The organism is Paenibacillus sp. FSL H8-0280, from assembly GCF_045040665.1.
Classification (GTDB): Bacteria; Bacillota; Bacilli; order Paenibacillales; family Paenibacillaceae; genus Paenibacillus; species Paenibacillus xylanexedens_A.
In genome coordinates this window covers 6,921,611-6,933,546 of sequence record NZ_CP150296.1, presented here as the reverse complement: position 1 = coordinate 6,933,546, position 11,936 = coordinate 6,921,611, and the positions used below count along the sequence as shown (strand labels likewise).

The following is an 11,936-nucleotide window of genomic DNA, read 5'->3' as shown; positions in this document are numbered from 1 at the left end:
CTTTGACATCGTACGAGGAATGTACATGTGAAATTAAATGTAGGCTATTTCAAAGTGCTAAAGAGTGAGATGAAATCTGGTGACAATCAAAATAATAAGAAATAAAGAAGCCACTCCATTTTTTGGAGTGGCTTTGTATTCAGCTATTTTACGGTGAACGGCGGCTATCTTCTACCTAGTGTCTCCCAAATTCCATGGAGCCAGGCGTCGAACTCAGCATCTTTGTCGCCCTCGTAAGTATCATAGAGATCAAGACGTGTCTTTTGCAGTTTTTCCTTAAATTCCTCAAATGTATGACCTTCAGGAAGGCTTTTTTTGATCCGCAGCAAAATTTTGTTAGTACCTTTAAACAGCTCGCCTTTGTTTTTGGCAGGCATTTGTACATCTTCATCCAACTGTTTCAGCTTGTGATATGCGGCTTCACGCACCTGGAACACTTGATCATTTTTCAAAACATGCTGAAGTAACTTAATGGTAGGGGCTGTATCCCAGTTTCCCAATTCGTTCACCGCATTCAGTCTGTCTCTCCAGCTTGACGTCCGGTTAGCCGCTCGTTTGAGCTCTTCAAAGTTCTCCGGTAGTTCGTTCACTGCTCCAACTTCATGGTTGTTCGTCAAAATTCAATCTCCTTAATCATCGCCATCTCGGCAGAATGATGAATGTTATTAAACACTATTATAGCACGAACCTGACTAAACTACTCCTATGAAGCCGATTGGTTAGCCTTTTCCTTTAACGAAGTCTACCATGAACACCCAACCAATCAGTCCACACAAGACAAAACCAAACGCATGCAGAGCTCCGTAAATGGGAATGAAATCGCGTATGGTTAATGAGTACATATTTTTCAGTAACGGATAGAAGATGGAAATGACAACCACCGTGTAAAAGGCTAGGCAAGAAAGGCCTAAAAAGATGGTTGCCTTAATATCCAAAGCGTTTTTCCTCAAGTAAGTAAGGAGATAAGCGGTGTAAACCACAATATTACAGGCGAACAAAGCGACACCAATGTATTCAATCGGCTTGGAGAAAATCATACCAATCGCAATCAAGATGGGTCCGATGATATCGATGGCAACAACCCAGGGATACCAGCTTTTCTTCATCATGATGCGTCCCAGTTCACCAATGAAAATTGGAACGATTGCAGATGAGAAATGAAAGTGAACCGAGCTTAACGCGTGCGTTGCAGGATTAGCTTGAAAGAGGTTCAATTGATATTGATATAAGGTAAACCAAATGCCTCCGATGAAAAAATAAACGAGCCCCGCACCAATTGCTATTTCCGCTGCTTTTCCTTTAACGATCACAATAGTGGTCAAGCCATAGATGCCAAGCAGCAGTGTGAACAGTAGCCACCCAAGGGACAGAATTCCTGGGATTGCCGTACTTTCTAACCCCCACATCTTACTACTCATTACCGAAGCTAGAGTAAGAAGCGCAGCGGGAAATTGAAGCCATTTCATAGCGGCATACATCATTCGTTGATATGTATTCTTCGCGTCATGGTCCAAAAGTAAAATCACAAGAGGCACAATAACGAAAGCCGCAAACAGCAGAAATTTTTCAACAAGTTCGAATTGAAAGTAATCTAGATAAAATATCAGAATGGTTATGATTCCACCGGAAAACACTGGTGCTAATAATGATTTCATTCGTTGCTTCAAGGAACTATTCATGGGGCTTCCTTTCTAACCTACGTTTATCGTAATACTTGCCTGCATCCAGTTGTGTAGCGTTCTTTAGTATAGATCGGCAATTCTTCTTTAAGTAGTCTAACACATTTATTTGTCAATATATGAAAATAAGCTTATCTTACTGCGGTTGATGGAGTCATGGAAAATAGCCCTTGTTTGTTCTTTGCTAAGCAAAAAGAACCTCACCTACGTGGGGTTCTTGAGTATTAATTATAATGACGATACTAATCGCTATATTTTGTGTGAAACCAATTTTTTAACTCTTCGCTCATTATCTCAAATTCCGTCTCGGTAAACTTCGGATGCAATTCGATTCCTCCAGATGGTCCGAAAATAACGATGTCTAGGCTCGTTTCATCTATAAATGTAATTTTTCCAGCATTGTTCGATCCAAAAGCATCACCTGCATCAAAAGGTCTAAGTTCTGCATCTTGTATCATTTGGATAACCGTATTTTTTTCTTCCTCGGTTAATATGGTGGGATTAATCATGCCAATACTGATTTCTTTTACTTGCCCTGCATTCAGTTTCTCTTTAAATTGTTCCGCCCATTTGCTGTCCGCTCCTCTTCCTGTGGAGCAACTTGAAACGATCAGTATAAAACCGACTATCACTAAGACAATACCTGAGATCCGTCCAGCATTTAATGCTAAATCACTTGGCTCCGCATCTTTAAACTTCCATCCCAGTCGAACATACCAAGCAAAGTAAGGCCAAATCGCCGTAATTATTCCTATGATTAAGACTACAACACCTATAATTCCTGTCAAACAATCACATCCTGTATATGTTAATTATTCTATTTACTACGATAAATACTTGTTAAAGTTTCTTGTATGTAGATATCCATTGCTACACATCAGCAATCTATCAACTTCCTTGGAAAACAAAAAAGAGCCGCGCACCATGCGGCTCTACCTCTAATTTTAGCGCCCACCCGTATTGGAAGCCCAGACAGGAATCCAACTGTTCGGATAATAATCATTGGTCAGGGTTGTGTTATAGAGAACTAAATTCCCATCACTTTGCATGACCAGTGTATCACCTGTTGTGTTAGTTGGTAAGCTGCTTCCGTGATGACCTGGAATCCATGAGGTGGTATTGGGAGACCAAGCAGCTACCTGTACAGAAGTATCGATCACCAAAACTTTATCCCATCCCCAACCGGTGTAATATTCGAATTTACCTGTAGCCGGATTAAAACCAAAACGATAACCATATTGGTAAACATCTTGATACTTCATGCCGTATTTATACATGACGGGTTTCCCGTATTGTGGTTCAAACTTGAACGAAAGAGCCCCACTGTTACTGGTACCGCTACTCCAAAGAGAAGAACCGTTTTGATAGATAACGAAGTTCCCGTCATTCTGCCAAATGGCTGAAAATCTACCATCTTGGGAGGTTAAATAGTCACCCTTTGCCATGTTTTGTCCGATCGTGAGCTTATCTCCGAGATAGCCAGCAGAAGCCGTCGCTGGTACGGCAAATGCAAGAATCAACAAGCAAGCCATAAGAATTCGAAAAGATCTGGGGAAAAGTTGTCTGTTCATTGGACACGCTCCTATGTTTTTTTAATGGTTGAAGCTAAATGCATAGAACTACAAGTCTTTATAATTATTGCGTATATCTGCGCAGCGTTCGGTTAGGAGTGGTGAAAGAGCAATCAACACATCCCCCAGTGGTAGTTATAGGGAAAATCGATATACAATGCTCTCCGGGGTCACCTCCTTTAATAGACAATAAATTGCTGAATAGATCGTATGTAAATGGATATGTGTTAACTAGAGTTGAGGGGTTTGAGGTCCGTGGAAGGTTGCTATTATAACTGCCCATACATTTGACAAAAAACGAATATGACTTTTTATACCATTATATCAACTAAAAAGATAAAATACATAATTTTCTATTAACATCTATCTGTTCGATAGTGGAAGGCATAAATGAATACTTTTAACTAGTCTCACTCTCGACTTACAGTTAGTAGTTCAGTTGTGGCAAACGATTTATTTTTATTTGTGGATATAGGAATTTGGACGAATGTGTCGAATGATTGATTAGATTGAATTTGAAGTATTTCAAAAGAGTTTTAGATGATTTTTTCATCCAGAGGAAAGATACGAGGAGGGTCATATGAATTTTGGCAAAAGGATAGGGAGCTTCATTCTGGTCTTGTCTCTCATTACAGGACTGTTGTACTTAAAACCATCGGATAAGGTGTATGCTGCGGCTCCAACGTCAACAATCACAATGGATAATACGCTGCTGAGAATTGGCAGTACATCAAAGGTAACCTTTACGTTCTCGGAAGCGGTACAAGGGTTGGATTATGGAGACTTAACCGTTCCGAACGGCACACTGACTGCACCTGTCTCTTCTGATGGAGGCATTACGTGGACCGCAACTCTCACACCTGACCTCGACATTACAGATGCAACCAACGTCATTACTCTCAACAATGGGGGTGTGATGAATCAAGACCGTACTGTAGGTGTAGGTATAACCACCTCGAATAATTACGAGGTCTATACCGCCCGGCCAAAGGCAACGATTGTTGTAGCCGATACAACACTGACCATTGGTAAGACATCACAGGTAACGATCACATTCTCTGAGGCCGTGACAGGTTTTACCCTCGCAGACCTTGCGGTGACGAATGGAACAATTCACAATCTGGCTACAGATGACAATATTACGTATACAGCAGAACTAACCCCAACTGTCGGCATGACTGCTGCAATCAACAAGATTACACTCGACAATATGGGTGTGATGAATCAAGGCGGCAATGAAGGCATAGGAACAACAGACTCAAATAACTTCGCAATCGATACAGTAAGGCCCACAGCAATGATTGTCGTAGCCGATGCTGCACTTACCGTCGGGAAGACATCAGAGGTCACCTTCACGTTTTCCGAAGCAGTAACAGGCTTTACCAGTGATGATCTGACCGTTGCAAACGGTACGCTAGGTGCCGTTAGTTCTTCCGATGGAGGCATTACATGGACCGCGATATTGACGCCGACTGTCGGTATCACGAATGGAACGAATAACATTACACTTAATAATACAGGCATCAATGATGTTGCAGGCAATGCCGGCACGGGTACGACGGATTCGAATAATTATGCGGTCTATACTGTCCAACCAACGGCAACGATTGTTGTAGCTGATACAACGCTGACCAGTGGCAAAACATCAGTGGTAACGATCACATTCTCAGAGGCTGTGTCGGGTTTTGATAATGCGGATCTGACGGTTGCGAATGGTACACTGAGTGCTGTTCAATCATCCGATGGGGGTGTGACGTGGACAGCAACGTTAACACCTCAAGCGAACGTGAGCAAATCGTTCAATGTTATCACCCTTCAGAATAATGGAGTGTCCAATGGAGCCGGTAATGCAGGACAGGGTATAACGGAGTCCAATCCGTATTCCGTCTTCACTGTACAGCCAGTACAAACAACAAGTCCGAGTAGTCCTTCTGCACCAATGGCTCCGATAGACAATACAGTCACTTCAACAACGGGTAAAATAACCGTTCCGATGGGTAAGTCAGGCGTTGTTAGCTTGGGCAAGGAGATTCAAATCTCAATTCCAGCCGGAGGATCACCTCAAGAACTGACTTTGTCGATTGATAAAGTATCTGATACCGAAACTCTGCTAAGAAATAAAGAGATTCTGGCCAGCCCGGTATTTGAGCTTCTGAAGAATTTCACAGAGAACTTTCTCAAGCCGGTAAAAATGACATTTACATTTGATTCATCAGGTCTTGAGAGTCATCATTCGGCAGCTGTATTTTATTATGATGAAGTGAATAAGGCATGGGAGAAAGTGGACGGAGGTATTATAAAAGGGAACCAAATCATAGTCGAGGTTAATCACTTTACGAAGTATGCAGTCCTTGTTGTAGATAAAATCAGCGGAAAGCCGGTCTTGAATAATCCGGTTGAACCCACGATGGAACCTGGTTTTGGCGATATCTCGGGACACTGGGCTGAAGCAAGAATTAAACAAGCTTTAAGCAGCGGTATGATTACCGGTTATCCGGATGGAACGTTCAATCCGGGGAAAAACGTCACACGTGCCGAGTTCTCAGTCATGCTGATGAGTGCGTTGAATTCACAAAAAGCTGGAGTGGAACTGGTATTCTCAGATCAAAACGAAATTGGAGCTTGGGCCAAAATGGCAGTCTCGCAAGCAGTGCAAGAAGGCATTCTTAGCGGTTATCCAGATGACACGTTCCGGCCAAACGCCAATATAACACGTGCCGAAATGATAGTGATGGTTGCGAATGCGCTCAAGGTATCTACTATAGGAAATGATGCAACGTCTTTTTCAGATGAGAAATCTATTCCTGTTTGGGCAAAAACCTCTGTGGCAGCTCTGAAGGAACTTGGCCTTGTCGAAGGTATGGGTAACAACGATTTTAAACCTAAATCACCAACCACTAGAGCAGAGGCTGTTGTTATATTGATGAACATGTTAGATAAAACCAAAGCAGAATAGTAATTAACAGAGAAACATCTCTACCTCTATAGAGAGGAAATTGGGGTGAAAGATACTCTTGCAGTTGAGTGTTCTGAGCAATTATATGAAGGAAATAAAGGCACCCTGTAGGGTGTCTTTATTTTTAGCTAGTAGTAACTATGCATCTCCTCTATAAATCTCCCAAAATTTTTACATACATTTTATATATTTTATGATTTTTATGAATTGAACTATGGTAAAATATCTCAGGATCTAAAATTGGAGAGGGGTTTTTTCATTCATGTTTTGGAAAAAAGTTTTGGGTAAAAGCACACTGCGTGTAGCTACCGCTGCACTATTACTCACGCAACTGTTGGGCGCAGCAGGTTCTGTCTCTGCCGCAGGTAACGATGTAGAAGTACACTTGATTGGAATTAATGATTTCCACGGCCAGTTAGATACCACATCAATCGTGGGTGATAAGAAGGCAGGAACGGCTCCAATTCTAGCAACCTATCTGAAAGAAGCTCAAGCCAAATATGAACACTCCCTACTCTTCCATAATGGAGACTCTGTTGGTGCATCTGCTCCAGCCTCATCTTTGGATCGTGACGAGCCTACCATGGAATGGATGAATATGATGGGCTTTGATGTAGGCTCCTTGGGTAATCATGAATTTGACCAAGGTGTCGCTGCTTTAAAGGCACAGATCTTTGGTGGCCTTGATCCAAAAGAAGGAAAAGTAACGCATGCCGGTGCAAAATTTGATTACGTCAATGCAAACGTGATTGAAACTGCCACAGGAAAAACATTGATTAAGCCGTATGTGATTAAAGAAGTGGGCGGAGTCAAAATTGGATTTATCGGACTAGTCACGAAATCCACACCTGCCAAAGTATCTCCATCTGGGACAGCTGGCGTACGTTTCTTAAGCCCAGAAGAAGAAGTGGAAGCCGTTAATAAATATGCTAAAGAATTGCAAGACCAAGGCGTAGAAACGATCATTGTTTTGGCACATGATCCAGCAACAACCAAAGAAGGCGTAACTACTGGAGAAGCAGCTGATCTGGCAAAAGCTTTACCGGCGGATTCCCCTGTTGACGTTATCGTTGCAGGTGACAATCATGCATTGGCTAACGGTGAAGTGAATGGAAAGTTGATCGTTCAAGCTTATTCCTATGGTACGGCGTTTGAAGATATCAAGTTGATGATTGACCCTGCTACCGGGGATGTAACTGAAAAATCAGCGACTGTTACAACGACTTTCCAAGAGGGTGTAAAAGAAGACCCTGAATCTTTAGCTATTATTAAAAAATCATTGGACAAGCATCCTGAGCTGACGAAGCCAGTAGGTACAACGGATGGTTCTGTTACCCGTACAGATGCTTATAATAACGAAGCCCCTCTAGGAAACCTCATTGCAGATTCAATGCGTGAAGCAGACTTTGGGGATAAGGCAAGTGCTGCTGACTTTGCATTTATGAATCCAGGCGGTATTCGTGCGGATCTGCCACAAGGCGATGTGACCTTTGCTGATCTTGCCAAAATCCAACCGTTTGGTAACACTCTAGTGAAGCTGGAACTGACTGGCGAACAAATTAAAACTTTGTTGCAACAACAATGGGGTACCAACGCTGACGGTACACCTAATACCAAAACACTTCAAATCTCTGGTTTAAAATACACTGCAGATTTCAATAAGCCGGTCGCAGAACGTGTTACTGGTCTTAGTCTTGAAGATGGTACACCTATTGATCCTGCAAAAACATATACTGCTGTAGTTAACAACTTTATGGCTGCAGGTGGAGATAACTATAAAGTGCTGGTGGATGCTAAATCATCCTTGGCAGGTCCTATCGATCTGGATGTATTCTACCAGTACATCGTAGATACGTATAAAGGCGGTAGCATCGAAGCTAAAAATGAAGGACGTATCACAAACCTGGCTGCATCTACTGAGCCAACAGAAACACCTGTATCTACAGAAGTCATTTCTCGTGCTGAATTTGTAAGTGCTCTGGTCGACATGTTGAAACTTAACGAAGTAGCGACAGCACCTGCATTCAAGGATGTTGCGGCTAATGCTGCATATGCAGATGCGATTGCTGAAGCTACGCATGCTGGATTTATTCAAGGGTATGGTGGAAACTTCTATCCTGATCGGGATATCACGCGTGAAGAAGCTGCTACGATTCTTGCTAAATTGGTAAAAGATCAAGCGACTGATAAAGACGCTGCTACGATTATTGCTAGTTTTGAAGATGGTAAATCCGTGTCTGCTTATGCAATTAAACCTATGGCAAAATTGATTGACAAAGGTATTTTTGCTGGAACAGATAAAAAATCACTTCAACCTAAACAAGGTCTGACTACTAACGATGCAAAAGCATTAATTGAAAAAGCTGTTGCAGCAAAAGCTTCATAATATAGAACTTATTCAAACTTTATATGAGAACAGGAAAACACATCCGATTGGGAGAAGTCTATATCCCAATTAAGGATGTGTTTTTTTCATGCTTACATGTGGTCGACCTCTTCTACGCTGCTGGGCAGGATATTGAATATGCTCCTAGAATTATGTTTTGGAAGGCTGTTTATCAATATTGATGTTGAAGGGATAGGGCAAATGACTGAATACAGAGTGGCAACTCCAGATGAGCGTGAAGAATGTATCGATTTAGCCAACTATGCTTTTCACTTGGATTTTGAAACCTTGATGCCCAAAGGGTATGGGAAGAACGTAGATTCTTCTGCCATGCATAAGGTTGCTGTAGATGAGGAAGGCAGGCTGCGCGCGCAGGTAGCTGTTTTTCCAGAGCCTCTGACGGTATGTGGCTATACCCTGCGAACCGGCTATTTGGGTACTGTATCGGTCCACCCACGGGCACGTGGCGAAGGACATATGAAGGTGCTCATGGACATGTGGCTTGAGGAACTGCGCAATATGTGTGATATGGTTGTATTATATGGTCAGCGGCAGAGATATGAGTATTTTGGCTTCACGCTTGGTGGTGTAAAGCTTAAGTATATTGTGGGAGAGGCCAATGTGCGCCATGGCTTAAAACATGTGAACGACACAGGAATATCCTTCAGGTCGTTCTTCGAGATTGAGGGAGCAAAGTCCTTTGCACTTAGCATCAACACCTCGCGGCTTGCTTATGTTGAACGTACAGTGCAGCAATTGCCGCTTATTTTCAGCAGCCTCCATCAAAAGGCGCTGGGCGTTCTGGATCAAGGTAAACTGATCGGGTATCTAATTGTAAATGAAACAGGCGATGAGATATCTGAATTTGCGTTGGAAAATGAGGTAGATATTTCGCGGACGATTAAGGCTTATATGGTACATAGCAGATCGGATCGTATATCTATATTTACGCCGGAATATGACATTCCGCTGAATACGACACTTGGCAACATTGCGGAAGACTATGTTATTGAGACATCGGATATGTATCATATTTTGGACTTTGCCAATGTATTGGAGGCATATCTGACACTCAAATTCAAAACCACAGGGATAGTGGAGGGAGAATTCTCAGCAGTTATGGACGGTCAGCCGATTACTGCGCGAGTGGATGCGAGTGGTGTGACTGTCGAGCGATCTGCTAAGACCGATGCCGTTGTCCTTGATAAGCAGCAGGCTCAGGCGCTTCTACTTACACAACATGGCCGTTATATGGCAGTTGCTGCGCCCGTTGGGTGGTTTCCACTCCCGATATTCTGGTACAAGATCGATAAATTCTGACGAATCCAACGAGTATTAAGGATATATAAATTAGAGATGAGGACATGAAGGCCACTCCACGTTGGGTGGTCTCTATGCTGATAACGATGCGGACAGGATGGAGACACTTTTGATCATATTATGGGGTTATATCGACAAAAGGATGTTTCTATGATAGGGTGGAGGCATCCCATAGGCATTCTACTCTTCGGAGTAGAGTGCCTTCATGTATATTATGGGAGCTTACATTAAATGTATTTTAAAATCAATTGGATCGTATATGGAGGTGGTGATGCTATGTTTCTCTCTTTAGCCCCAACAGGGGATGGTTGGATGAGTATTAAAAATGTGAAAATATCATTTAATAAAGAGGAGCGAACATAGCATGACTACTAGTTTTCAGGCGGAGACCCGCATTCCATTAAATTCTTCTCGACTTAAGGATCTACGTAAATCCGGGCGTTTGCCAGGTATTGTTTTTGGCAGAAATACGGAGAATGAGATGATTCATATTCCAACAATAGAATTTCAAAAATGGTTGAAGCATGGAGCGTCTGGTTTTATTGAATTGCAGTTTGAAGAGAAAGGCTCATTGACCGTATTATTGGAAGACCTTCAACGGGATTCGGTTACACGCGATTTGATTCATGTGGATTTTCAACAGGTGCAGACCAATGAGATCATGCGCACTAAAATTCCTGTCAAGTTCAACGGCACGCCGATTGGGACAAAACAGGGCGGAGTTGTGCAAGTTCAATTATCTTCTATTGAAGTGGAGGCATTGCCGAGACACTTGCCAACGTCGATTGAATTTGACATTAGTGCTATGGAACTTGGTGAAACGTTACATGTAAGTGATGCAACGTTTGCACCAGATGTGACGGTCATCTCTGAGGGGAATGAGTCTCTTCTCTCTGTAGTTAAACCTTAACAATTCCGAATTCGCAAAGCTGAATAAGTCAAAATTAGCCGTACGGGTGATCATCCCGTACGGCTAATTTGTGCTGATTACGAGATGTTTGAGTGCTCCCATCCTTACAAGTCGGGTAGTCTGGAATTCACCTCACGTATGCTTTGGCTCGCATACAGGCGCAATTAATCCTGACATTTCGCTACCCTTTCAAAGTCCATTCGCAAAATTCAGGTGTAAAGTAGGTAGACTCAGGAAAGGTAATCACTATAATGGAAATAAGATACATATATAGTTGATATATAAGAATGGATGCGGATGAATTAACGCTCAATATAGAGATAGAGATAGAGATGAGGAAGAGCGGTGAGTAAACCTGAACCGCTAAGGTCATTGGCATAACATTTCTAAACAGGGCGGTGAGCGAAAAGAAATGGACAAATTAAAGAATAGCGGATTCTATAAACTGAGATTCTTCATCACCCCTGAAGAGTTTAAAAGCCTTTTGCAGCTTTTGGAGCATCGGCAAGCGCAATTCTATCGTACCAATGCTACCCGAACAGAACATGATTATAGACAGGTGTACGAGGGGTATCAGACGTTCTATCAGTATTTTGTGGCAGGAGAAAAGAGAGATGACATCCATCCCTTCTTTGTTTACTCTATTTCGATTGCATCAGATCAAGAAAGTTCAGGATTTTTTGTGAGAAATGAAGAGGTTTCTTTTCCATATCACGGACAATGGGCAGAGGATGAACTGCCGTGTATCTTGCTTTCATTTCCGAAAGGTTTTCAAGTTAATTTGGAAGATGAAAAAGGAAAGTACTATATATATGAGGATATCCGGGACCATAAGCCGCTAACCTATGCGTTTTTCGATGAAATAAGAGACTTGATCAAAAAAATGACCAAACCCCTTCGCTTCTCAGCCCATGATGCAGATGCGATGAAGGAACAGAAGCCCTCTGTGCGTATAAGCTATGATGCAATGCACGACTTGAGCCAATCGTGGATATCCGGTAAATATGGGCTTGTGATTCATGGTAAATAGGAGGGGGACGAAATGATGTTCGCCCTAAAGCTTATCTGTACCTGGGTACTGCTAGTTGCCTCATGTTCAGCAGTATGGTGGAGT

The 11,936-nt window shown here is 42.4% G+C and carries 9 protein-coding genes; 5 read left to right on the top strand and 4 right to left on the bottom strand.

Going from position 1 to position 11,936, the window contains the following annotated elements; translation table 11 throughout:
- Positions 1 to 164 precede the first annotated feature (164 nt).
- From MHI12_RS30140 to MHI12_RS30125, 4 genes are all read right to left on the bottom strand, one after another.
- A complete protein-coding gene (locus MHI12_RS30140; RefSeq protein ID WP_091035293.1) occupies positions 165 to 617 on the bottom strand; it encodes a HEAT repeat domain-containing protein in 453 nt (150 codons plus the stop codon).
- 102 nt (positions 618 to 719) lie between these two features.
- Positions 720 to 1,679 (bottom strand): YndJ family transporter, encoded by a 960-nt coding sequence (locus MHI12_RS30135; RefSeq protein ID WP_405171169.1) that lies wholly within the window; start codon positions 1,677 to 1,679, stop codon positions 720 to 722.
- Between the two features lie 242 nt (positions 1,680 to 1,921).
- A complete protein-coding gene (locus MHI12_RS30130) occupies positions 1,922 to 2,467 on the bottom strand; it encodes a DUF6199 family natural product biosynthesis protein (RefSeq protein WP_405171168.1) in 546 nt (181 codons plus the stop codon).
- 156 nt (positions 2,468 to 2,623) lie between these two features.
- Positions 2,624 to 3,250: a hypothetical protein gene (locus tag MHI12_RS30125; protein ID WP_405171167.1), complete on the bottom strand. Its 627-nt coding sequence runs from the start codon at positions 3,248 to 3,250 to the stop codon at positions 2,624 to 2,626.
- Positions 3,251 to 3,830: 580 nt separating this feature from the next.
- Here MHI12_RS30125 and MHI12_RS30120 point away from each other — a divergent pair.
- The 5 genes from MHI12_RS30120 (at position 3,831) to MHI12_RS30100 (ending at position 11,852) form a co-directional block, all read left to right on the top strand.
- Complete coding sequence (locus tag MHI12_RS30120; RefSeq protein ID WP_405171166.1) at positions 3,831 to 6,206, top strand: Ig-like domain-containing protein; 2,376 nt, start codon at positions 3,831 to 3,833, stop codon at positions 6,204 to 6,206.
- 262 nt (positions 6,207 to 6,468) lie between these two features.
- Positions 6,469 to 8,592, top strand: coding sequence for a 5'-nucleotidase C-terminal domain-containing protein (locus tag MHI12_RS30115; protein WP_405171165.1), 2,124 nt, complete (start codon positions 6,469 to 6,471; stop codon positions 8,590 to 8,592).
- Between the two features lie 201 nt (positions 8,593 to 8,793).
- On the top strand, positions 8,794 to 9,912 hold the full coding sequence (locus MHI12_RS30110; RefSeq protein ID WP_405171164.1) for a GNAT family N-acetyltransferase: 1,119 nt from the start codon (positions 8,794 to 8,796) through the stop codon (positions 9,910 to 9,912).
- 364 nt (positions 9,913 to 10,276) lie between these two features.
- On the top strand, positions 10,277 to 10,822 hold the full coding sequence (locus tag MHI12_RS30105; protein WP_405171163.1) for a 50S ribosomal protein L25: 546 nt from the start codon (positions 10,277 to 10,279) through the stop codon (positions 10,820 to 10,822).
- A gap of 412 nt (positions 10,823 to 11,234) precedes the next feature.
- Positions 11,235 to 11,852: a hypothetical protein gene (locus MHI12_RS30100; protein WP_405171162.1), complete on the top strand. Its 618-nt coding sequence runs from the start codon at positions 11,235 to 11,237 to the stop codon at positions 11,850 to 11,852.
- The last annotated feature ends 84 nt before the right edge of the window (positions 11,853 to 11,936 follow it).